The organism is Marinospirillum alkalitolerans, assembly GCF_045055655.1.
GTDB classification, from domain to species: domain Bacteria; phylum Pseudomonadota; class Gammaproteobacteria; order Pseudomonadales; family Halomonadaceae; genus Marinospirillum; species Marinospirillum alkalitolerans.
This window is the reverse complement of record NZ_JBANFI010000004.1, coordinates 275,482-297,863: the sequence shown is the minus strand read 5'-3', so window position 1 is coordinate 297,863 and position 22,382 is coordinate 275,482. Positions and strand designations below refer to the sequence as shown.

Annotated in this window: 19 protein-coding genes and 1 tRNA gene; 7 read left to right on the top strand and 13 right to left on the bottom strand. The window is 53.5% G+C overall.

Features of this window, described 5'->3' with window-relative positions; translation table 11 throughout:
• Window positions 1-83: 83 nt before the first annotated feature.
• From katG to V6U78_RS08270, 5 genes are all read right to left on the bottom strand, one after another.
• Complete coding sequence (katG, locus tag V6U78_RS08290) at window positions 84-2,306, bottom strand: catalase/peroxidase HPI (RefSeq protein WP_405339314.1); 2,223 nt, start codon at window positions 2,304-2,306, stop codon at window positions 84-86.
• Window positions 2,307-2,602: 296 nt separating this feature from the next.
• Window positions 2,603-3,082, bottom strand: a complete 480-nt coding sequence (locus tag V6U78_RS08285; RefSeq protein WP_405339312.1) for a peroxiredoxin — start codon at window positions 3,080-3,082, stop codon at window positions 2,603-2,605.
• Between the two features lie 70 nt (window positions 3,083-3,152).
• Entirely contained in the window at window positions 3,153-4,166 is a 1,014-nt protein-coding gene (locus V6U78_RS08280; RefSeq protein WP_405339310.1) for a bile acid:sodium symporter family protein, read from the bottom strand.
• 38 nt (window positions 4,167-4,204) lie between these two features.
• Entirely contained in the window at window positions 4,205-4,981 is a 777-nt protein-coding gene (locus V6U78_RS08275; RefSeq protein ID WP_405339308.1) for an EAL domain-containing protein, read from the bottom strand.
• Window positions 4,982-5,056: 75 nt separating this feature from the next.
• A complete protein-coding gene (locus V6U78_RS08270; RefSeq protein WP_405339306.1) occupies window positions 5,057-7,033 on the bottom strand; it encodes a lytic transglycosylase domain-containing protein in 1,977 nt (658 codons plus the stop codon).
• A gap of 243 nt (window positions 7,034-7,276) precedes the next feature.
• On the opposite strand from V6U78_RS08270, the gene V6U78_RS08265 reads away from it, so the two are divergent.
• On the top strand, window positions 7,277-7,876 hold the full coding sequence (locus tag V6U78_RS08265; RefSeq protein WP_405339304.1) for a TetR/AcrR family transcriptional regulator: 600 nt from the start codon (window positions 7,277-7,279) through the stop codon (window positions 7,874-7,876).
• An 11-nt stretch (window positions 7,877-7,887) separates the two neighbouring features.
• On the opposite strand, the gene V6U78_RS08260 is transcribed toward V6U78_RS08265, so the two are convergent.
• Window positions 7,888-8,598 carry a ComF family protein gene (locus tag V6U78_RS08260; protein WP_405339302.1) on the bottom strand — a complete coding sequence of 237 codons (711 nt, stop codon included), beginning with the start codon at window positions 8,596-8,598 and terminating at the stop codon, window positions 7,888-7,890.
• A 171-nt stretch (window positions 8,599-8,769) separates the two neighbouring features.
• On the opposite strand from V6U78_RS08260, the gene bioB reads away from it, so the two are divergent.
• The 5 genes from bioB to V6U78_RS08235 all read left to right on the top strand — a co-directional run bounded on the left by bioB (window position 8,770) and on the right by V6U78_RS08235 (window position 12,029).
• Window positions 8,770-9,843, top strand: coding sequence for a biotin synthase BioB (bioB, locus tag V6U78_RS08255; RefSeq protein ID WP_405339300.1), 1,074 nt, complete (start codon window positions 8,770-8,772; stop codon window positions 9,841-9,843).
• A 74-nt stretch (window positions 9,844-9,917) separates the two neighbouring features.
• Window positions 9,918-10,002: transfer RNA gene (locus V6U78_RS08250), tRNA-Leu, on the top strand.
• 140 nt (window positions 10,003-10,142) lie between these two features.
• The gene (locus V6U78_RS08245; RefSeq protein ID WP_405339298.1) at window positions 10,143-10,346 is read left to right on the top strand and encodes a hypothetical protein; all 204 of its coding nucleotides are present in this window, start codon (window positions 10,143-10,145) and stop codon (window positions 10,344-10,346) included.
• Between the two features lie 107 nt (window positions 10,347-10,453).
• Window positions 10,454-11,254, top strand: a complete 801-nt coding sequence (locus V6U78_RS08240) for an AraC family transcriptional regulator (RefSeq protein ID WP_405339296.1) — start codon at window positions 10,454-10,456, stop codon at window positions 11,252-11,254.
• Window positions 11,255-11,330: 76 nt separating this feature from the next.
• Complete coding sequence (locus V6U78_RS08235; protein ID WP_405339294.1) at window positions 11,331-12,029, top strand: LysE family translocator; 699 nt, start codon at window positions 11,331-11,333, stop codon at window positions 12,027-12,029.
• Window positions 12,030-12,111: 82 nt separating this feature from the next.
• Here V6U78_RS08235 and V6U78_RS08230 read toward each other — a convergent pair whose 3' ends face one another.
• From V6U78_RS08230 to V6U78_RS08215, 4 genes are all read right to left on the bottom strand, one after another.
• A complete protein-coding gene (locus V6U78_RS08230; RefSeq protein ID WP_405339292.1) occupies window positions 12,112-13,662 on the bottom strand; it encodes an AbgT family transporter in 1,551 nt (516 codons plus the stop codon).
• 141 nt (window positions 13,663-13,803) lie between these two features.
• Window positions 13,804-13,938: a hypothetical protein gene (locus V6U78_RS08225; RefSeq protein ID WP_405339290.1), complete on the bottom strand. Its 135-nt coding sequence runs from the start codon at window positions 13,936-13,938 to the stop codon at window positions 13,804-13,806.
• Between the two features lie 137 nt (window positions 13,939-14,075).
• On the bottom strand, window positions 14,076-14,870 hold the full coding sequence (locus tag V6U78_RS08220) for a 23S rRNA (adenine(2030)-N(6))-methyltransferase RlmJ (protein ID WP_405339288.1): 795 nt from the start codon (window positions 14,868-14,870) through the stop codon (window positions 14,076-14,078).
• Window positions 14,871-15,034: 164 nt separating this feature from the next.
• Entirely contained in the window at window positions 15,035-15,289 is a 255-nt protein-coding gene (locus tag V6U78_RS08215; protein ID WP_405339286.1) for a GrxA family glutaredoxin, read from the bottom strand.
• 405 nt (window positions 15,290-15,694) lie between these two features.
• Here V6U78_RS08215 and V6U78_RS08210 point away from each other — a divergent pair, with 405 nt between their 5' ends.
• On the top strand, window positions 15,695-18,832 hold the full coding sequence (locus V6U78_RS08210; RefSeq protein ID WP_405339284.1) for an ankyrin repeat domain-containing protein: 3,138 nt from the start codon (window positions 15,695-15,697) through the stop codon (window positions 18,830-18,832).
• Window positions 18,833-18,954: 122 nt separating this feature from the next.
• Here V6U78_RS08210 and V6U78_RS08205 read toward each other — a convergent pair whose 3' ends face one another.
• The 3 genes from V6U78_RS08205 to V6U78_RS08195 all read right to left on the bottom strand — a co-directional run bounded on the left by V6U78_RS08205 (window position 18,955) and on the right by V6U78_RS08195 (window position 22,367).
• Complete coding sequence (locus V6U78_RS08205; RefSeq protein ID WP_405339282.1) at window positions 18,955-21,174, bottom strand: heavy metal translocating P-type ATPase; 2,220 nt, start codon at window positions 21,172-21,174, stop codon at window positions 18,955-18,957.
• Window positions 21,175-21,206: 32 nt separating this feature from the next.
• Window positions 21,207-21,404: a cation transporter gene (locus V6U78_RS08200; protein WP_405339280.1), complete on the bottom strand. Its 198-nt coding sequence runs from the start codon at window positions 21,402-21,404 to the stop codon at window positions 21,207-21,209.
• Window positions 21,405-21,479: 75 nt separating this feature from the next.
• Window positions 21,480-22,367, bottom strand: a complete 888-nt coding sequence (locus V6U78_RS08195; protein WP_405339278.1) for a LysR family transcriptional regulator — start codon at window positions 22,365-22,367, stop codon at window positions 21,480-21,482.
• Window positions 22,368-22,382 lie beyond the last annotated feature (15 nt).

Genomic DNA, 22,382 nt, shown 5'->3' with positions numbered 1-22,382 from the left:
CTTCAATAAAACAGCGCAACCCTGTGACAAAATCAACAATGGGCGGCCCTCAGGCCACCCATTGGAGCAGAACTTCAGCCGAATTATTTCAGATCAAAGCGATCAGCGTTCATCACCTTGTTCCAAGCGGCAACAAAGTCTTTGACGAACTTCCAGCGAGCATCATCCTGCGCATAGGCCTCGGCCAAGGCACGCAGCTGGGAGTTGGAGCCAAAGACCAGATCCACGCGTGAGGCCGTCCACTTGACTGCACCTGTGCTGCGATCACGGCCTTCAAAGGTTCCAGCCTGTTGTGCACTGGGCTGCCAAGCGATGCTCATGTCAGTCAGATTGACAAAGAAATCTTGGCTGAGTTGTCCGGGACGCTCGGTGAGGACGCCCAGAGCACTGCCACCATGATTGACATTCAAGCTGCGCAGACCACCGACCAAAACCGTCATTTCTGGTGCGCTTAAGCCGAGCAACTGGGCTTTATCGACCAGCATTTCTTCAGCCGAAACGGTGAAGTTGGCGCGGCGATAGTTACGAAAGCCATCAGCCTCGGGTTTGAGCACCTCAAAAGATTCGACATCTGTCTGCTCAGCACTGGCATCAGTGCGTCCTGGCACAAAGGGAACTTCTATGGGTGTACCGGCTGCGGCTGCGGCGGCTTCAATAGCGGCAGCACCACCTAGCACAATTAGATCCGCCAGACTCACTTTTTTACCGCCATACTGGGCTGCATTAAAGGCTGTCTGAATGGCTTCAAGCTGATCCAGTACCTTAGCCAATTGTGCGGGTTCGTTGGCTTCCCAGTCTTTTTGTGGTGCCAGACGAATGCGTGCACCATTGGCGCCACCACGCTTGTCAGAGCCACGGAAGGTGGCAGCAGAACACCAGGCTGTGGTAATCAGTTCTTGGTGTGTGAGACCAGACGCCAGCAGTTGCTGTTTCAGTTGATCAATATCGCGCTGATCAATCAGCACATGATCGACCGCCGGTACTGGGTCTTGCCAAATCAGATCTTCTTGTGGGACTTCGGCACCAAGGTAGCAGGCTTTGGGCCCCATATCGCGGTGGGTCAGTTTAAACCAGGCGCGTGCAAAGGCATCGGCAAACTCTGCTGGGTTCTTGTGGAAGTGCTCAGAGATTTTGCGGTACTCTGGATCTTCGCGCATCGCCATGTCGGCAGTGGTCATCATGATGCGGACTTTCTGCTGGGCATCTTCGGCATCAGGCGCATGATCTTCTTCTTTCAGTCCCTTGGCTTCCCACTGCCAAGCGCCAGCGGGGCTTTTGACCAGCTCCCACTCATAGCCAAACAGCACATCAAAGTAGCCCATATCCCATTGCGTGGGGTGGGGTGTCCAGGCGCCTTCGATGCCGCTAGTGATGGTATCGCGACCCTTGCCACTACCATGGCTACTTTTCCAGCCAAAGCCCATTTCTTCGATCGCGGCTGCTTCTGGCTCTGGACCAACATGGGCCGCATCGCCAGCGCCATGCGCCTTACCAAAGGTATGGCCACCGGCGGTCAGAGCAACGGTTTCATAATCATTCATCGCCATGCGGGCAAAGGTTTCGCGGATGTCCTTGGCTGAAGCCAAAGGATCAGGCTGTCCATCTGGACCTTCTGGGTTCACATAAATGAGGCCCATCTGTACGGCAGCCAGAGGGTTTTCTAGATCTCGCTCGCCTGAGTAACGGCTGTTGGGCTTGTCGCTGGTGGCGAGCCATTCGGTTTCTGCACCCCAGTAGATATCTTCCTCTGGAGCCCAGATATCCTGACGACCACCGGCAAAACCAAAGGTCTGAAAGCCCATGCTTTCTAGCGCAACATTGCCTGCCAGAATATATAAATCAGCCCAAGAGAGGCTATTGCCATACTTCTTCTTGATGGGCCACAGCAGGCGTCGTGCTTTATCGAGGTTGCCATTGTCAGGCCAGGAGTTGATGGGTGCAAAACGCTGGTTACCCGTCGAGGCACCGCCACGGCCATCTGCGGTGCGATAGGTTCCGGCAGCGTGCCAAGCCATACGTATCATCAACGGGCCATAGTGACCATAGTCTGCTGGCCACCAGTCTTGCGATTGGGTCATCACCTCAGCGAGATCTTTTTTGACCGCTTGCAGATCCAGATTTTTAAAAGCTTCGGCATAGTTAAAATCTGCGCCGAGCGGATTAGAGGCTGGGGTGTGTTGGTGGAGAATATGGAGGTTGAGTTGTTCTGGCCACCAGTCTTGGGCACCACCGCCACCGCCAGCGCGCTTGGTGCGGCTGCCGTGCATGACTGGGCATTGTCCTTGAGGTGTTGTTTTATCATTCATCGTGCGACTCCTATGACTACTTATGACTGCATGGAAAAAGCGGTTCAAATCAGTAAGAGGATAAACGGGCTGCCTTACTCCTCTTGTCTTGAAGTGATTTGTTTTTAAATGATGCTTTGGGCCATGCCTTGACCCTGACTACAGCATGGACGCTGCTGGCAGGTTTGTCTAAGTTTGAATATTGATCGCAATCATTGAATGATTTAATTAGATATAGACAGTGCTGAGAAATAGTCTATCAGGAAGGCCGCACCGAGAAGATGCGGCCAGAGGAGTAGGCTGAGCGAGATGTGCGCTTAGCTAATCGCAGCCAGCAGGGTTTCGGCGCTGCTGAGATCGATTCCCTTTGGATCAATATTCAGCAGTTCCAGTTGGCCGTCGTTGATCAGCATGGCATAGCGCTGACTGCGCACACCCAGTTGAGGGCCAGCTAAGTCCTGCGTGAGGCCAACGGCTTCAGCCCAATGGCCGAGGCCATCGGCCAGCATGATGATCTCTTCTGCATTTTGCGCCTTGCCCCAGGCATCCATCACAAAGGCATCGTTGACAGAGGTACAGATAATCGCATCAATGCCCTTGGCTTTAATCTTATCTGCCAGCGTGACATAGCCTGGCAGGTGGGTCATGGAGCAGCCAGGAGTGAAGGCACCGGGAACGGCGAACAGAATCACCTTGCGGCCAGCAAATAAATCAGCAGTCTGAACGGCTTCAGGGCCTTCGGCACCCATCACGCGCAGTTCGATATTCGGGAGGGTGTCACCCACTTGTACTGTCATAACTTACTCCTTGATATGATGGAATCACAAACAAATACCCGAGCATCTTAGTCGGAATAAGCGTGGAGGGCTAGTTTTTTTCACCTGTTGGCGACAGGGCAGCGTTATCGTGTTTGATCGGGCGCTGTGCATAGTCTTGTGCCAGATAAGCGCAGACCACCAGCTGAATTTGGTGATAAATCATCAGCGGAAGCAGGACGGGGCCAGCTGCCGCGCCAACGAAAATAAAGGGTGCCATAGGGGCGCCGGTTGCTAGGCTTTTTTTCGAGGCACAAAACACCAGTGTGATTTCATCCTCGCGCGAGAAGCCCTGAGCCCGAGCGATCCAGCGGGTACCAAGGAGCACGAAAGTGAGTAGCAGGCAGCATAGGCCAATCAGGCTCAGCAGCTGCATTAGGCTCACACTCTGCCAGAGCCCCGCAACAACGGCGACACTAAAGGCGCTATATACCACCAAGAGAATGCTGCCCTGATCAACCCATTTGAGCCAGCGCTGCTGACTGGCGACCCAATGACCGATCCACGGGCGCAGCAGATGACCCAGCATAAAAGGCAGCAGGAGCTGAAGGCTGATGCCACCGACCGCAGGCCAGAAGGGAAAGCTGCTTCCTTGGGTATTGAGTAGTAGTTGCACTAAAAGCGGTGTCAGCAGCAGGCCGATAAAGCTTGAAGCCGAGGCACTACAGATGGCGGCGGCCAGATTCCCTCTGGCGATAGCCGTAAAGGCGATGGCGGATTGCACGGTACCGGGCAGAACCGCCAGATAAAGTAGCCCTTGCCACAAGCCATCACCGAGCCAAGGGCGCAGCAGTGGTTGCCCAAGCAAGACCAACAGAGGAAAGCCGATAAAAGTGCAGCCAAGGATCCAGCCATGCAAGCGCCAGTGGGTGAGACCCTGCCATAGGGCCTGGCGTGATAAGCGTGCTCCATGCAGGAAAAACAGCAAGCTGATTGCCGCACTGGTGACACCGCCAACCCAGACTGCGCCTTGGCCGCTTGCAGGCCAGACCGTAGCCAGCAAGACGAGCAGCATCAGCAACAGGGTGAAGGGATCAAAAAGTGGTCGCAAAAAAGAGGTGAGCACAGCGCTGCATCCTTGCCAAAGGTCTTAGAAGGTTCAATTTAAGGTGCGCATTCTTCCCAGTTGACTTGAGGGAGCTGTTCAAACTCAGGGCGTGAAAAAAAGTAACCCTGCATCAGCTGTACGCCTAAATCAGCGAAAAAGCGCATTTCTTCTGCTGTTTCTACCCCCTCCGCCAGTAAAGTGATATTCAACTTTTGGCATAGATCGGCCAGGCTGTGGGCAATAATCTGCTTGGTTGGATGGAGCGTCACATCGCGTACTAACTCCATATCCAGCTTCATCAGTTGTGGAATGAATTTAGACAAGAGTGTGAGGCCAGCATGGCCTGCTCCAAAATCATCCAGTGCGGTCAAAAAACCTTGTTGATGGTAGTGCTCAAAAATATTGGTGAGATGGGCGGGATCATGTACGCGTTCAGATTCAGTGATCTCAAACATAATCCGCTCGATCGGAAAGTGAACGGCTTCAGCAGCACGCAGCGTACTGCGAATACAATGGGCTGGCTCATAAACAGCGTTGGGCAAAAAGTTAATGCTTAAAATCGAATCGAGCCCTAATTGCGCCGCTAAAGATATCGCTTTGACGCGACAAGCCTGATCAAAAGCATAGCGGTTATCGTCATTCACCTGCTCTAGCACCCAGCCTGCGCCTTGTTTTTCTGGGCCGCGCACCAGCGCCTCATAACCCCAGATGCTCTGCTGCTGAATGTCCACTATCGGCTGGTAAGCAAAGCTGAATTCAAAATCCAGTGGCGTCGCACACTGGCCGCAATCGCCAACGCCAGAGAGCGAGGTGGTGTGGATCTGAGAAGACATGTTGGCATCCTGATTGATGAAGGAAAGTTGATTTTAGACTCTATTTTACAGAAAAAGCCTCTTGCAAAGACTTTTTTACTCATCGGATGTGCCTAGCTGTAACCGATATGCCAGTAAAGACTGAGGTTGTTGTTCCAATAACCAACGATAGACCTCCTGAAAAGCCAGCAGGCTTTTTACATAGTCACGAGTTTCACCGTAGGTGATGCGCTCTACCCAAAGTGGGGTGATCTCTGAGCCGAGTTCCGCCACCCAGCGCTGAGTGCGATTGGGTCCGGCATTATAAGCCGCCGCCGCCAGTGCAGGCTGCTGCTGAAAGCGCTCTAGCAGTTGGCTCAAATAAAAGACGCCAATGGGTAGGTTGATCTGAGGATCGAGTAAATCTGGCGCTGAACGGGTGCCCAGTCTCATCTGGCGGGCAACCTGCTGGCCAGTGCGTGGCATCACCTGCATTAAGCCCAAGGCACCAGCGGAAGAGCGTGCATCAGGGCTGAAGATGCTTTCTTTGCGGATCAGCGCCAATACCAAGGCAGGATCGATCTGATGCTGGGCAGCGAGCAGTTGTAAATCCTGTAGATGACCAAGAGGGAAGCGTAGTTGTAAAGCATGGGGATCAACTGCATTTGCCGTCCGTGCACTCAGCTCATACCAGCCCCAGAACTGGGCGAGCCAAGCCGCTTGGAGGCGCTGTTCAGCTGGGAATTGATGGACAGTAAAAAACCACTCGCGGCGGGCTTCATGCAGATAGCCAAGCTGGAAAAGCTCATGACTACGCTGCAAGCCTGGATTATCCATCAAGTGTTGCAGCTGAAGAGGATCCGGCAAGGGCGTACGGTCATTCATTCGTGGAGTCAGCCCCAGATCTCGTGCAGCAAGAAAGCCATAATAGTGGCGCTCACGCGCTAGATTGGCATAAAGCGGCAAGGCCAGAGCCGGTTGATCCAGCTGCTGATAGGCCGTTGCCAGCCAATAACGCCACTCGCTTTGCTGTTGCAAATCTTCCGGCATGCTGGTGACGACCTGAATAAATGCCTCCCAGTGTTCATGGCGCAGCAGGGTGCGAGCATACCATTGCCAGCCAGCGGCCTCTAAATAGCTTGGCGGAATCTGTGCAAAAAGAACCAAAGCCTCGCTGGCGGCACTGGCGGCATAGGTGATGGCCTGCTGCTGCTGGAGTTGGGCGTGACGCGCTGCACTGAGCCGCCCTTGCGCTGCCAAGGCATCGGCCAAGGCCAAGGTGGTATCGGGTGACTGGCGCAGATGGTGGCTCAGGCGCTGTGCCAGAAGTTGATCAGCCCATTCAGCAAAGTGCCATCCTGCATCGAGGCTCTCTGGTGCTGCCTCGAGTAGATGAGTGCGTAAATGAGGCAGGCTGCGTGAAGACCAGCTTTGATGCCAAAACTGAAAGAAAGCCAAGACCTCAGGTGTAGAATGTGCGGCAAGGCGCAGTGCCGCATCGCGTTGGCCTTGGCTGAAAAGCTGCAGGCTTGCCTGAGCATAGTCTTGGGGCCTCAGGAGTTGGTGCGCTTGCAAAAAGTCAGTCAGAAACTGGCAGGCATCAGGTAGGGGATGGCCTTGTTGCCATAAGTGATGGGCGCGTGTGATCTGCCACCAGTTAGGCTCAGCTTGCGCGGCCAAAAAACGACATTCTTGCTGGCGTGATAAAGGCTGCTGGTGAAGACGGCTGAGCTGGATCAGTTCAGGCCAGTGTGCTTCTTGGGCATGATCAAAAGCCATTTGCAGCAGATCCTGCGCCATCAAGGTGTGAGGATGGCGCTCCACAAAGTCGGCCAGCTCAGCAGGAGTGGCTCGTTGATAGGCGAGCAGGTTTCTTAAGCGTTGATGCTCTAGATAAGGTGCGAGAGGGTAGTCACCCAGCTCAGCCAATGGGCGTTCAAGATCAGGCAGCGCCCCGCGACGCAAGGTTTGATAGGAGGCTGAGAACTGGCTTCTGAGTGTTTCCCACTCGGGCGCCAGGGGGCCTGGGTGGCCGGAAAGGGCAAAAAGAGGCAGCGACCAGATCACAAGCAGCAGACACAGCAGGTTTCGCACAGGACTGGTGCTGCAGCGCAAGCCTTGTGGCTGTATCGCAAGCTGCCGGAGAATGTGACGCGGCGATAAGACGCGCGCGCGCGCGGATAAAGATGCCGAATTAGGGCGCACAGTAAAGCTCCTTGTGACGGTCGATTGCGCTTTCAAGCGGCATGCCCTCGTGTGCACGCCTTGACCTCTTGCTTTTCTCAGGTTAGTTTGTCGCTCCATCGAATCAAAACAAGTAAGCGCTCGTTCACTTTTATGAATAAAAACAAAAACTCCAAAAGAAGACAAGAGCTGGTCGCCATCGCTGCGCGGCTGTTTTGCGACCAAGGCTATGAAACCACCACTGTGCGCACTCTAGCAGCAGAGATGGGGATTCAATCCGGTAGCCTGTTCCACCATTTCAAAGATAAGCAAGAAATTCTGTTCGCTGTCATTGAATCTGGCATGTTGCATGCCATGGAAATCGCTCGTCAAGCGCTTTATGAAGCCAAAACGCCAGAGGCACGCCTTTATGCGCTGGCTCAGGCTCACCTTTCAACCTTATTGCAAGATCGGGATGCCCATGTGGTCGCGATCTACGAATGGCGCAGCCTCAGTGATCTATCGCGGGCGCATCTGGTCGAGCTACGTGATGCCTATGAATCGATTTGGCGCGAGGTGATCTATGAATGCCAGCAGGCTGGTTTAGTCCCTGATGATCAAGGATTGCGTCGTCGCTTGGCACTTGGCGCACTCAACTGGACTGTACAATGGTATCGCCCTGATGGCCCCTTGCGTCCTGAAGATCTGGCCCAAACGCTGGTTGATATGCTATTGGGGCGAACAGCCGTTGCAGCTGTGTTGCCCTCAGCATAAGCGGCCATCTCTCAGCTATCCACCTTGACCAAAGCCAGGGCTTCAACCTGCTGTGCGCCTGCTGCTATTAAAGCCTGTGCTGCCCAGTGGAGTGTCGATCCAGTCGTCACCACATCATCAATCAGCAAGCAAGATTGGCCTTGTACGGCAGGATGCGCCAAAAAGGCACCTTGTGGATTGCTCAGCCGCTGACGACGACTGAGTTTTTGCTGGCTCGGTGTCTCCTTAATGCGCATTAACCACTGGGGGTGATAAGGCCGTTGCCACATCCAGCCTAAACGCCGTGCAATCCACCCAGGAGGATCAATACCGCGCTGGCGCTGCCGAGCCCGATGCGGTGGAATGCTGATCAAAACCCAGTCACCCTGTGGATCGAACTTCTCCTCCAGCCAGTCCAAGAACAAGCCGCCAGCGGTGAGATCCTGCTGGTACTTGAATCTGAGTAAGAGCCGATCCAAGGGCGCTAGATAAGGCCAGAGCGTGGTCAGCTGGGCATAGCTGGGTGGCTGGGTGTGACAGGCCATGCAGTAGAGTGAAGAAGGTAGGGAAGATCTCAACTGTAAAAAAGATGCGCGGTGTGCTGGCTGTCGTCTTTCGGCCTGAGTGGCTTGGGCTGAGACTCGCTCAGCACATAAGAGGCAGCGTGGTTCTGGCTCAGGCAAGGCTGGCTGACACAGCTGACACAAATCTTGCTGCCCAGCTACGGGTTGATGACACAGCAAACATTCGCCCGCTACCAGCCAACGGCTTCGGCGCCAGAGCTGAAAGGCCCGGGCTGCAACTCGTCTCTGTAATCGGTTAACTTCATCCTTGAGTTTGGTTGACAAGGTATTCGCCCTCCTCCATGATTGCTCTGTCAACTTATAAAATCAGCTTGGTTAACAGGACGACTTATGGCAAACCTGCGTTATGACTGGACGCGCGAAGAGATTGCGGCGCTCGCTGCCCAGCCTTTTAATGATCTGCTTTTTCAAGCCCACACGGTGCATCGTGCTCACTTTGATCCGAATCAGGTGCAGATTTCCACGCTGATGTCGATTAAAACCGGCAGCTGCCCAGAAGATTGCAAATACTGCCCTCAATCTGCCCATTACAACACTGGGTTGGAAAAAGAAAAGCTAGTTGAAATGGCCAAGGTCGTCCAGCAGGCCCAAGCCGCCCAAGCCGCTGGTGCCACGCGTTTTTGTATGGGCGCGGCTTGGCGTTCGCCACATGAACGCGATATGCCACTGGTCATCGATATGATCCAGCAGGTTAAATCTTTGGGTCTGGAAACCTGTATGACCCTTGGCATGCTCAAGCCTCAGCAAGCCCAGCAGCTTGCTGCCGCGGGATTGGATTACTACAACCATAATCTGGATACCTCGCCTGATTTTTATGGCGATATCATCACCACGCGCACTTATCAGGATCGCCTGGAAACCCTGGCTCATGTGCGTGAAGCAGGAATGAAAATCTGCTGTGGCGGTATTTTGGGGATGGGTGAGGCAGAACAGGATCGCATGGAGCTGTTGCGTCAACTCGCCAGTATGCAGCCCCATCCTGAAAGTGTGCCGCTGAATATGCTGGTTAAGGTGGCGGGCACACCACTGGAAAAAGTCGAGGATCTGGACCCACTGGATTTTGTACGGATGATCGCGATTGCCCGTATCCTGATGCCGCAATCTCATGTGCGTCTCTCTGCTGGGCGCGAACAGATGGATGATGCAACCCAGGCTCTGGCCTTTTTTGCCGGTGCCAACTCCATCTTCTACGGCGATAAACTGCTGACCACCGCTAATCCAGAGGCTCAGCGTGATCAAGTCTTGCTGGCCCGCTTGGGGATGAATCAACAGCAGCAAACGGCTGTGGCTGATGAAAAGGTGCATGAGGCGCTGCTGCGTGAGGCTTTGCAGCAGGAGCAAGCCCTGTATCAAGATGCAACAGCTAAGCCGCGTGAGCGTAAACCCTGCGGCTTAATGGTTTAGTTTTTTGGGGTTGACAGGCGTGTGTAAATCTATAGAATACGCGCCTGTTGCCCAGCAACTTCCCCTCGATTTATGCGGACGTGGTGGAATTGGTAGACACGCCAGATTTAGGTTCTGGTGCCGTAAGGTGTGAGAGTTCGAGTCTCTCCGTCCGCACCATCAGTAAAATCAATAACTTACATCACTTTTCCTGCTTCTTTTTTGTTGGCCTTATCCTGCCAACGTGACCAAATCGTGACCTAAAAATGAGTTCAGATGATGTCGTGCCATGGCCGAGCACTGAAGACTGCTATAAAGCCATGTCTCGTTTTGTTGAGCACTACATGGAAGGCGAGCAGCAGCTCTATTGGCGTTGTTTGATTGCAGATGGCTTGCACAGCGATCGCTTTCCTCCTGGGAAGGGTTTTTTATTCGATCTAGATCAAGTGATCGCCGTTTCAGAAAAGCCTCCTCTGCCTGATCAGGCCGCGCTCTATCAGCTCATTTGCACGGTATGTATTTAGTCAGCCTCTGATTAACTACGGCTCTTTTTCCTACTCTGCTCATTTTTTACAAGACAGGCTGTATCACTGGCCATTAAGCTGGGGCTCTATTTGCTCATGGTATGCTTATGGAAAAAATACACTATTGTCAGCTTGAGCCGCATTTTCATCTGATCGATGCTTACTATCAGCAGTTTTCTTTTCAGCGGCATTATCATTTAGATTTTCATATCGGCTTAGTGACTCAGGGCGCACAGGTTTTTCGCTATCGTGGGCAGGCTTACATGGCTCAGGCAGGTGAAGTCATACTGATGCCGCCAGATGAGCTGCATGATGGTGAATCAGTACAGCAACAAGGTTATCAGGTGAAGGTTTTTGCTCTATCGCCTGGCTATCTGGCTGAGCTGGCTGGTTTGCCCGCACAGCCAGAGTCGGCGTTCTTTGATCAGCTGGTAGTCAAAGACTCTGCTGTTTTTTCTGACCTGGTGCGCCTGCATCTATGCTTGAATCAACATCCATTGAGTTCACTCGTTCAGGATGGTTTGCTGCTGGAGGGCTTTCAGTTGCTGTTTGAGCGCTATGGCATCCAAGTGCATGAGCCAGCGAGAAGGCTGGGTCGTCGATCTCTGCAAGAACTGAAAGACTATTTTATAGCGCATTTGGATCAACCTGTGCGACTGACGCACCTGGCACAGCTCTGTCATCTGAGCCCAGCTCAACTCCAGCGTCACTTTAAAGCCACAACAGGGATGACTCCCTATGCATGGTTTGCTCAGCTGAGGCTGGAGCAAGGCATGAAGCGCTTGCAATATGGAGCTCGTGTGGCGGATGTGGCGCAACAGGTCGGGTTTTATGATCAGGCGCACTTTTGTAAGGCCTTCAAGCGTCAGTATGGCATTGCGCCTTCCTTTGTCTGTCGGACTTCTTAAATGTTGGTTTTTTACAAGCCTAGCTCCGCAGGAGAAGAGAAACTCTGATGCTCGACCTTGATTGGAGCGGATGAGAATGAATGAGTTAACCCTGCTATTGACCTTGGCCCTGATCCATTTGCTGGCTTTGATGAGTCCTGGGCCGGATTTTGCTCTAGTCGTTCAAAAGACGACGCGCTTGGGCCGTGTTGCGGGCTTTTATATCGCGCTAGGTTTGTCCCTTGGTATTTTATTGCACACCTTGCTGAGTTTAGCGGGTTTGAGTCTTCTTGTTCAGCAGCAGCCTAGTGTGATGGCTGTGGTGCAATGGGTCGGTGGGGGTTATTTGCTTTACTTGGGCTTGAGTGCCTTGCGCACCACCTATCTGAGCTGGCATCAGTCATCATTGATCTTGCCTGTGATAGATCAGAGTCAGTCCCTATCGCGCTGGCAAACCTTGTTGCAGGGTTTGCTGACTAATTTGCTCAATCCTAAGGCGCTGGTGTTTTTTGTCAGTCTGATTTCTGGGTTGGTGCCAGCCACGATGAGTTTGACTGGTAAATTGAGCGCGGCGGCCTTGCTGTTTCTGTTGTCCATGGGTTGGTTTTGCCTGCTGGCTTGGTTGCTTTCTTCGGTGTTTATGCAGCAGCGCTTGGCCTACCTTGGCCGCTATATTGATGGTGTGTGTGGGCTGGTGTTCACCTTGTTAGGCAGTGGTTTGTTGCTCAATCAAATAGTGTGGCGTGATCAGCTGTTGTTCTCAGCCTGTCAGATTCTGGTGGAGGGGGTGGTTTGAAAGTGTCGCTGCGAAGGGAGGATAGACTCTGCCTCTATCGCAAGCAGAGTCTTTTTGAGCGCTCGATACTTTCTGGCTGGACTTAAAAACCCAGTGGGATGCCAAAGCTAAAGAAGCCGATCAGCAGCGCCACCCAGACCAGCATAAAGGCGATCGAGTAGGGCAGCATCATGGCGATGACCTCACCAAAACTCAGTTCAGGATTGTACTTGCGCATAAAGGCCAGGATGATCCCAGCATAGGTCATCATTGGCGTGATGATGTTGGTGGCGGAGTCGGCAACACGAAAGGCAGCGGCGACCAGATCGGGGGTCATCGCTGGGTTGACGACATACAGCATCGGGATGAAGATCGGACCGAGGAGCATCCATTTGGACGTGAGGCCGCCCACAAAAAGATTGATGATGCTGGTGATGATGATAAAGCCGATCAGCAGCAAAATAGGATAGCTTTGCAGGCCAAGTTCGATCAGCGCACTGGCACCTAGATAGGTGATATACGCCCCTAGGCCGCTATAGTTTAAAAGACCTAAAAAGTTATAGCAGAAGAAGGTCAGCACCAGGATATAGCCCATGGTGTTCATCTGTTTCACCATGGCATTCAGTAGGTCAACCATGCTGCGAATACTGCCGCTGGCATAACCAAAGGCAATCCCCACGGTGGCAAAAACCAGTGTAATCAGCAGGATGACGTTGTTCAGGTAGGGTGTGACCTGCTGGCCTGCCTCATTGGTGTAAGTCGCCAGTGGACCAAGTGCCAAGCTAGTAACACCCAGCAAAGCCAGAACCAGACCGATGCCAGCCGCTCGTAAGCCACGCTGCTCAGCCGGTGTCACATCAAAATCAGTGATCGAAAGCTCTTCAGGGACGGTGAAGGGTTTGTTCGCCAGGCGCGGCTCGACAAAGCGCAGCGTCACCCAAGCACCAACAGCGGCCAGCACAAAGGTCGAAACCAGAATGAAGTAATAATGCATGGTGGCCGGTGTCAACGGATCGCCAGCAGCATTGGTAAAAGGCACGCCCTGACTTTCTGCAAAAACCTGAGCGTTGGCACCAATAATCACATCGATCGGGGTGGCCGGAATCAGGTTGGCACTAAAGCCAGCAGAAACGCCTGCAAAAGCAGCGGCCATACCAATCAGGGGGTTCTTGCCAAGGCCGGCATAGAGTAAGCCGGCAAGCGGGATCAGAATCAAATAGCCAGCATCAGTGGCAATTGAACTCATAATGCCGATAAAAACTAAAAAGAGGGGCAGCAGATGAGTGGGCAGGCCACGGCTGATCTTCTTCAGTAGGGCAGAGAAAAGCCCTGAGTGCTCTGCAATACCTATCCCGAGCATCACAATTAAAATGACGCCAAGAATGCCACCACCAAAGCTGAGCCAGTTGGTGACCAGTGCATTATCGAATAGCCAGATAACATGCTCGCTGGCTAGCATATTTTTGATTTCATATTCAACCAGTGCGCCACCAGGGCCATAGCTTTCAAAGGTGAGGCCACCAATCAAGGCGGTGAGCAGCAGGGTGCCGATCAAAAAATAGATAAAAATAATGACAGGATCAGGAATACGTCGTCCCACTCTTTCGACAAAAGCGATCATTCCTTTGGGCTGATCTGAAGAAGATAGACTCACAAGAACCTCGTGTTCAATGAATGTGAGCGGCAGACTAAAAGAAAATCTTCTTTATGACAAGAACATGACGGCTTTAAGAGGGGAAACGCGTTGAAAAAACGTGATTTTCGGTGAGGGAGTGTCGTCCTTGACAGGGTTGCACTAGGCAGCAGGCTGAGCTGCTTTTTTCTTGGCTTCTTCTTGCATGCGTTTGGGTTGAGCGGGCTTTTCTTGTGGCTTGGAGCTACCAGCGACAAAAAAGCCGCCTGCTGTGGCAACATAGAATTTTCCAGACATAGGGGTCAACCTCAAGTGAATTTCTAGGAACTAACGAAATCAGGCGCACAAGATCAGCGTCTGAGCTGAAAGCATCCTAGAGTAAAAAAACTCTCGCTGCACTGCACAATAAGTCTAATAGTATGCAGGTATAGTGATTAACCTTCTACCTCACCACGTAGCCATTCCACGGTGAAATGGGCCGAGGCATCCTGAGCCAGCAGCTGATTGAGCTCAGGCAGTAATAAGGTGAAGTCATTAGCGAGAGTATAAGGCGGATTGATCACCAGCATGCCACTGCCGGTCATGCCAAAGCCAGTGGTATCTGCGCTGATGCAATGCTCGATGCGTAGGAGGCGGGCGATCCCTGTGGCTTTAAGATCACGGCAGAGCTGCTCTACCTGCTGACGCTGAATCACCGGATACCAGAGTGCGAAGACACCTGTGGCCATACGCCGATAGGCCTGAGCGATGGCCTGTACAACCTGCTGGTACTCGTCTTTGATTTCATACGAAGGATCAATCAGGATTAGGCCGCGCCTTTCTGGAAAAGGCAGGCTGGCCTTCAAACGTGCGTAGGCATCTTGTTTTTCGATGTGAGCACGTGGGTCATCTTGCATCAGCTGGGTGAGTTGTTGCCAATCCTGCGGATGCAGCTCATTGAAAAGCAGGCGATCTTGCGCGCGCGTGAGTTTTTGAAGCCAAGCGGGCGAGCCTGGGTAGTGGCTCAGCTCATGGGTTGGGTTGAACTCTTGCACCAAGGTGCGAAAGCGCAGCAGCAAGGGGTGCTCGATGTGGGTTGCCTCAATCAGGCGTGCTATGCCTTGCTGATATTCGCCGGTCTTTTGTGCTTCGTTGCCGTGCAGAGCATAGAGGCCTGCTCCTGAATGGGTATCAAGGCAGGCATAGGGTTTGTCCTTCTTGTTGAGGTAGTCCACAAGATAGACAAGCACAAGATGCTTAAGAAGGTCGGCGAAATTGCCTGCGTGAAAACTATGTCGATAACTCAGCATCGTGGGTCTCGCTGGTGAGCCGCGCTTGGTTTACAAAGACAGGCGGCGCAAAAAAGAAAACCGCTCAGCCTGTGAGCGGTGTGTTGCGATGTTGCGGAGGCTTCCTAGGTCCAGCCTTGCTCTCTGGCATGCGCATCGAACTCGGTAAAGCCACCAATATGCTGCTCATCAATAAAAACCTGCGGCACAGTGTGGACAGGTTTGCCAATCGTGTGTTCGAGATCAGCCTTGCTGACACCTTCGGCCATCATATCAACATAGCGCCAGGTGGCACCTTTGCTTTGTTCTAGGTGGCCTGCAAGCTGCTGCGCACGCACGCAAAAGGGGCAGCCGGGACGACCAAAAATAACGATGTGCATATCCACCTCTGTTTTACCAAGTCAAAAAAGATCTACGCTGTCGAGTTGTTCACTCTTCAGGAGATGATGGCGGCATTCTAGCAGAAGCGCCAATCTAGAAAAACTAGAAGACTGATCAAGATCAGCTATGACAGTGCGCCCAGCCTTCTGTGAGGGAAGGATCGATTTATTTCTATATTGGTATTATTATGGCCGCGTTTTGAATTGAATAAATCGATTGACTTGTTTTCTTGACTGTCTGATTTTTTATGATGTCTTTTTGTAAAGGAATATTTTCTTGCTGGCCACTGAATTAGCTTGATCTTAATTGCTGTATGTGGGTAAGTGCCTTCGGATTGTTTTAGTGGGTCTTATCTTGTGTTGAAGTTTATACATTATATCCAGGCTCACATTAAAGGAAGATATATGTCATTTTCTGATTTTCTTAAAATGCCTTTTCGCCAACACCATTCCTCGTCTTCTTCGCAGGATTCAGATTCGATGTCGCAGGTGAATGAAGGTGAGACGTTTGAGTTGTTTCTTGCGTTGCGTCATGCCGATCTCAAGCGGGTATCGAAGGCATTAGAAAAGGGGGATAACCCTAACCATCTGGTGCGTGGTGAGATGGTGAATGAGACGATACGTTTAGATGATGAATTGTGGCTGAATCAGCTCTATACCCCGCAAAGAGTGAGCGAGACAGATCTTGAACAAAAGAAAGCCTTCTTTGGTTTGCTGCGTGAAGCAGGCTTGAAAGCGGATTTAACCACTGAATCTGGCTTTACGGCTTTGGATGTCGCCTTGCAAAAGCGTGATGCGGCGATGGCCCGTTTTCTGATTGAGCAGCAGTGGATGGGGCCTATGACGTCCAGAACCCTCTCTTTGCTGCTGATGACCTTGCGTGATGCTGCGCTGATCCGCGCTCTATGCGCTGAGCAGACCACGCCTCCACGGGTTGAGACGGCGATGCTGATTGATTTCTTGCAAAATCGCCCCACTCAGACCCTTGATGAACAGGAAGTAGCGGTGCTGGACTTAATGGTGGAGTGGGGCCTTGATCTGGCTGCCGAGCACGAAGGGCAATCCTTGCTTGCGCATGCCTTGAGTGATCGCCATATCCCGATTGCGCGTGCGTTATTGGCACGGCGTATGGCTCTTGGGTTAGATCCGGAAGCCCTGGCTTTAGCGATCCGCACCATTAACGATGAAGAGCTGGTAGGCGATTTAGTGGCCATGCAGCCAGAAGTGGAGTTTCCCCATATTCATCGTCGTGACTTTACCCAGCAATATGCTGCCGCGACACCCATTACACTGGCTATCCATCACCGCCGCTGGAGTTTAGCCCTGTATTTAATGCAGCGTTTTCCACAGATGCGTGCCTGGTCTGCTGAGCGGCATTTAGCGCTGGATGTGCTAGAGACGCTGCAGGATCAAGCCTGGCCCTTGTATGAGGCGATATTGGCGCGTGAAGTTGATTTAGAGCGCCGAGTGTATGTGAATGAAAAAAGGGATTACGAATGGACTTTACTCTGCGCTTTAGCACATCGTTATGCTTGCAAGCGTGAATTACAAACGCTTTATCTTTCTGCTATAGAGCGTCTTTTAAAAGCAGGGGCTTCAACCTCAGAGTTATATGGTTTCCATCCTGATACCGAGAATGGCTTTAACAATGTGACGCCCTTATTTGCCTTTGTGCTGGGAGATGCCAAGGATCATGGGAATGACTTCACCTATTGCCGTCTGCTATTTGATCTCCTCTTTGACTATGGTGGCAGTGCAGGTGTCCAACAAGGCTCAATGCATGAAACGGCTGTGCAGACGATAGTGCAACGTAGCTATGATTTCTTACCAGAAAAAACCGCAGTCGAGTTTCTGGACTATATCTGGCAGCGTGAAGGGATCGATCTCAAGCAGGTGAATACAGTCGGGAACAGCCTGCTGCTCTCTGCGGCTATGTGTGGTTGGTCTAAGGTGATTGCTTGGCTGCTGGATCATGGTGCTGATTTACACTATGTCGGTGGTTTTGATTATTCCAATGCGATGCATAAAGCCTTATCGAACTATGATGATGTTCAACCAACCCGACGCTTGGCGACGGTGCGGACGCTGCTTGATTATGGTATGGATATTGAGCTGCCCGATCCAGATCCCGAATCTCAAAACACCCCTTTAATGACGGCTTGTCAGTTTGGTATCCAGCTGGTGATTGCTGAGCTGGTTGCACGCGGTGCGCAGGTGAATGCCATCAGTGCAACGGGGATGACGCCCTTGGTGGCCGCCATCACCAGCCAGTACTGCTACGATGTGCACCATTCAATAGAAGGCAGCAAGGCACAGTTGGTACGCTGGCTGGTTGAAAAGGGCGCGGATGTGAATCTGATCACCGATCGACGTGCTCATCCGCTGATTGAGGCTTGCTGGGCAGGGCGTAAGGTCATTTTTAAGGAGTTGCTCCAGCTGGGTGCGGATCTTTATTTGGTTGATCCAGGTTTACGGACACAGCAGACAAGTATCGGCTTTATTCAGCCTGAGACCTTGGGCAGCCAGGGTATGAATACGCTGGGTTATCTGCTCCAACAAGAGCAGCAGGCCGGGCCTTATCTTGATGTGATTACTGAGCTGTTTGGTCATCAGCTGCTTGCTGCTGCGCAGGCCGATATGGCCGCTGGGCGCTTGCCTCAGGCCCCAGAAGGCTGGCAGCAGGGAGTGGTGAAGACGTCTAGCGCGCCTGTCGTGCCTGTTGCCCTAGAGGCGATTCAGACGGAGATCAATTTAGACCTGTCTCTCCCCTTTGGTTTGTTGTTTAAGCGTGCCGTCTCTATTCAAGGGGTGCAGTATCACCTCAGCCTTGATGAGCTGGAGCCGCTGATCGGCCTGTTCACTGCGCAGTGTGGTGATGTGGATTGGTCGCAGCCGAGTGCTTGGGCTTTGCTGATTGAGGCCGCCTTACCGCAGCGGGTGCCCTCGATCGCTTCTTTGGTGGTGATTGATCCAGCACAGAAGTGGACGCTCTTCTTGCCAGGTGAGCTGATTCAAGAGGCCGAACAGGTGCAGGATCTGGATCAGGCTTTGCGTGATCTGTTTGCCACCCCAAGAGCACTGCTTGAGGCCTTGCAAGCCATGAAGGGGCAGCTGGACCCAACTCGCCTGCTGGTGGAGCCAGTGGTCGAACCGAGTGAGGCAGCTGCGCCGCAAGTGCGGATGCCTGTTGCGCAGATGCTCAAGCGTAGTCAGTGTTTTGGCTTGCTGACGATAGATTTTCATTTGCAGAACGCGCCTTTGGATCAGATCAGTCGCAGTCTTGGTAAGCTGGTGGGGCAGGAGATCAGTGGCGAGCAATGGGCGCAGTTGATCAAGGCCCTGGCCGAGCAGCAGTTGGGGGCGATGGCGCAAGAGCTGAAGCTGAACGCGATCGGGCCGCACTTTCATGTGGTGATTGATGCGCAGAGCCCAGCCGGAGCTGATGTGGCTGCAGGCTTTGATGCGCTACTTGAGAGCCTGTTTACCAGTGAAGAAGCTTGTATTCGTCAGCTTTATGCGGTGAGTTCTGCGTTAGAGTCCTAAGCGCAGCGTGAGACGGGGAGCCTTGGCTCCCCTTTTTATGGTCTGTTGATGGGCTGTTGATGGTCTGCCTGGCGCGTCCTGATGCAGGCTCGATGAGCGCAGAGAAGAGGGGGTTCGCTGCTTTATTTGAGCTGCTGCAGGCGCAATCGATTGGCATTGCTGACCACCGTGAGTGAAGACAGGGCCATAGCGGCAGCAGCATAGGCCGGGTTCATCAGCCAACCTGTCAGCGGAAACAGCACCCCAGCTGCCAGCGGAATCCCCAGCGTATTGTAGATAAAGGCACCAAAGAGATTTTGGCGGATATTGCGCAGTGTGGCGCGAGAAATCAGCATCGCATCCGCAACGCCATGCAGCGAGCCGCGCATCAGCGTGATCTGGGCGCTTTCCATGGCGATATCCGTACCGCCGCCGAGGGCAAAACCGACCTCCGCCTGAGCCAGAGCTGGCGCATCATTAATGCCATCGCCAACCATGCCTACCTGAAGGCCAAGGGCTTGCAGCTCCTTCACCTTGGCGGCCTTTTGCTCAGGTTTGACCTGTGCAAAAACCTCATCAATACCCACCTGGGCGGCCACGGCTTGGGCGGTGCGCTGGCTATCGCCAGTCAGCATCATCACCCGCACCCCCGCGGCTTGCAGGCGCGCAATGGCAGCGGCGGAATCGGGTTTGATCGGATCAGCAACGCCAAACAGGGCGGCAGGCTGGTGATCGATGGCAATAAAAAGACAGGTCTGGCCCTGATCTTCCATCGCGCTGGCCTGCTCCAGTACGGCAGCGGGCAGGGTGATGCCTTGCTGCGCCATCAAATCACGATTGCCGATGCACCAGCTTTGTTGATCGATTTCACCGATCAAGCCCAGCCCAGTGAGAATCTCAGGCGGTGCCGTTGTGGGTAGCGTGAGGCCTTGAGCTGCACGGACGATGGCCGCACCAAGAGGATGCTCAGAGGCGCGCTCCAGTGCCGCCACGCCAGCCAGTAGCTGCTGATCGTTGAGCTGAGTGGGTGCGCTGTCTAGGCGTCTTTGCTCAATCAGCTCAGGATGTCCTTGGGTGATGGTGCCGGTTTTATCGAGCAGGATGGCTTGTAAGCGGGTCGCCTGTTGCAGGGCATCGCCTTGGCGGATCAAGACGCCTTGTTCGGCCGCTCGGCCAATGCCGACCATGATCGACATTGGCGTTGCCAGACCCAGTGCGCAGGGGCAGGCAATCACCAGCACCGCCATGCTGGTCATCAGAATATAGGCGCTGGTGGGCTCTGGGCCTATCCACCACCAGATCAGCGCGGTCAACAGCGCCAAGAGCACCACAACTGGCACAAAAACGCTGCTGATTTGATCGGCCAGCTTGCCGATGGCGGGTTTGCTGCCCTGTGCTTGGCGCACTTGTTCGATAATGCGGGCCAGGGCGGTTTCTTCGCCAACCTTACGCACGCGCATGATCAGGCTCCCGCCTTGATTGACGGTACCGGCATGGAGCCAGTCTTTTTTCTGCTTGCTGACAGGCAGCGGCTCACCGGTCAGCATGGACTCATCGACCTGAGTCTGGCCTTCCATCAGTTGGCCATCCACCGGGATGCGCTCTCCGGGGCGAACGCGCACTTTATCGCCGACCTGAATCGAGGCGAGGCGCATGGGTTTTTCATCCCCTTCAGGGGTGATCAGCCAGGCGGTTTCTGGTTGCAGTTGGAGCAAGCGGCGCAGTGCCTGCGAGGCCTGACCACGCGCACGAGTCTCTAAGGCGCTGCCCAGATTCACCAGGCCGATAATAAACGCAGCGGCCTCGTAGTAAACATGGCGGCCTTGTTCGGCGACCAGCTCAGGCCAGAGCACCAGTAGGCTGGAATAGAGCCAAGCCGCGCCAGTGCCCAGTGCAATTAAGGTGTCCATATTGGCGCGGTGATTTTTGAGTGCAATCCACGCGCCTTGATAGATATGGCCACCGCTATAGATCATCACGGCCAGCGTGGCCAGGCCGATCAGCCCCCAGGTGAGGCGGGCTTCTTCTAGCATTGGCAGGTGGCCGGTGAACATCAGCAGCATTTGCGGGATACCCACCGCCAGTGCGACCCAGCTTTGGCGCCAGACCTTCTTCAGCGCTTGGGCTTCTTCGGCTTGGCGCTCTGCTTCGCCATAGTGTGCATCCATCGGTGTGGCGCCATAGCCAGCCTGCTCAATGGCCTGCACCAGCTGCGCCGCTTCGACCTCGCCTTCAACGCGTGCGCTGCGATCGGGCAGGTTGACTTCCACCTGCGTGACACCTTCGACACGGCGCAGGGCCTGCTCGACTCCGGCAACGCAAGCCGCACAAGTCATGCCGCGCAGGGCAAGGCGAATAGACATAAAAGCTCCTTCAAGCGGTGCGTGAATTGGGTTTAGGCTTCTTCGGCCTCAAAGCCGAGTTGATCAATCAGTGCGATGGCTTCTGCTGTGCTGATGCGGCCATCGATATGGGCTGAGTGTTGCGTCACCTCAACTTGATCAACATCATCACGAGTGATGAAGGCTTCTGTCACCTTGTTAATGCAGCCAGAACAGGTTAGACCCAAGAGTTCAAGTTCAACTTTTGCCATTTGCGTGATCTCCATGCAAAAAAAAGAGCAGTATAAAAGAAAGGGCCAGTATATAAGCAAGCCAGGATAAAAGCTTCAGACTGTCAACTGCGCCTGACGTTCCGCCTCCAGTAAGCTGATCATCTGTTTGGCCGCATTAGAAAGCGTGCGCTCGCGGTGATACAGAAAGCCCAGCGGTCGGGTGATCGGTGGGTGGGCCAGCGGCAGCACACTCAGGCTGGTATCGATCAGTGTCTCTGGCAGCAGACTCCAGCCCAGACCGATCGACACCATCATTTTGAGTGTTTCCATATAGTTGGTCGAGAGGGTGACATTCAGATCGAGATCCTGCTCGTGAAAAACCTGCTCAACGATGCCGCGCGTAAAGGTTTGGCGGCCGGGGAGCACAGCATCATGGTGAGTCAAATCACTGAGTTGCAGATGAGAGAGTCGGCTCAAAGGGTGGCCTTGTGCGACCACAAAACGCAGTTGATCTGTCCAGACGGGCACCACCACTAAAGAAGGATCGGGCACAGGAGCCAAGGTCACGATGGCCAGTTCCAAATCACCGCTGATGACGCCGCTATAGGCCTGTTCGGAATCCTGAAAGCGCATATCCAGCTTGACCTGCGGATACAGCTGAGTGAAGCGCTTCAGCAGCGGGGGCAGGCGATGCAGACCAATATGGTGGCTGGTGGCCAGAATGAGTGGGCCTTGAACCTCGCCGCTCAGATTGGCGAGCAGGCGGCGTGTGTCTTCGAGCTCGACCAGCAGGCGGCGCGCGCGGGGTAGCAGTGCGAGGCCAGCTTGAGTCAGCGTGATGCTGCGGCCAATTCGGTCAAAGAGCTTTTGATGCAGCTGTTCTTCAAGGCTGGCTATCCGCTTGCTCACAGCCGGCTGCGTCAAGTGCAGGGCTTGGGCTGCACGCGAGAAGGAGGCCTTTTCGGCAACCTGAATAAAGGCTTGTAGGCTATGTAGATCCATTCTTAATGGTTATCC

Excerpts from the sequence above, each read along its gene's own strand:
- V6U78_RS08285 (WP_405339312.1), bottom strand. The coding sequence starts at position 3,082 with ATGACAGTACAAGTGGGTGACACCCTCCCGAATATCGAACTGCGCGTG.
- katG (WP_405339314.1), bottom strand. The coding sequence starts at position 2,306 with ATGAATGATAAAACAACACCTCAAGGACAATGCCCAGTCATGCACGGC.
- V6U78_RS08235 (WP_405339294.1), top strand. The coding sequence starts at position 11,331 with ATGAATGAGTTAACCCTGCTATTGACCTTGGCCCTGATCCATTTGCTG.
- V6U78_RS08195 (WP_405339278.1), bottom strand. The coding sequence starts at position 22,367 with ATGGATCTACATAGCCTACAAGCCTTTATTCAGGTTGCCGAAAAGGCC.
- V6U78_RS08200 (WP_405339280.1), bottom strand. The coding sequence starts at position 21,404 with ATGGCAAAAGTTGAACTTGAACTCTTGGGTCTAACCTGTTCTGGCTGC.
- V6U78_RS08275 (WP_405339308.1), bottom strand. The coding sequence starts at position 4,981 with ATGTCTTCTCAGATCCACACCACCTCGCTCTCTGGCGTTGGCGATTGC.
- V6U78_RS08205 (WP_405339282.1), bottom strand. The coding sequence starts at position 21,174 with ATGTCTATTCGCCTTGCCCTGCGCGGCATGACTTGTGCGGCTTGCGTT.
- V6U78_RS08210 (WP_405339284.1), top strand. The coding sequence starts at position 15,695 with ATGTCATTTTCTGATTTTCTTAAAATGCCTTTTCGCCAACACCATTCC.
- bioB (WP_405339300.1), top strand. The coding sequence starts at position 8,770 with ATGGCAAACCTGCGTTATGACTGGACGCGCGAAGAGATTGCGGCGCTC.
- V6U78_RS08245 (WP_405339298.1), top strand. The coding sequence starts at position 10,143 with ATGTCTCGTTTTGTTGAGCACTACATGGAAGGCGAGCAGCAGCTCTAT.
- V6U78_RS08240 (WP_405339296.1), top strand. The coding sequence starts at position 10,454 with ATGGAAAAAATACACTATTGTCAGCTTGAGCCGCATTTTCATCTGATC.
- V6U78_RS08265 (WP_405339304.1), top strand. The coding sequence starts at position 7,277 with ATGAATAAAAACAAAAACTCCAAAAGAAGACAAGAGCTGGTCGCCATC.
- V6U78_RS08215 (WP_405339286.1), bottom strand. The coding sequence starts at position 15,289 with ATGCACATCGTTATTTTTGGTCGTCCCGGCTGCCCCTTTTGCGTGCGT.
- V6U78_RS08225 (WP_405339290.1), bottom strand. The coding sequence starts at position 13,938 with ATGTCTGGAAAATTCTATGTTGCCACAGCAGGCGGCTTTTTTGTCGCT.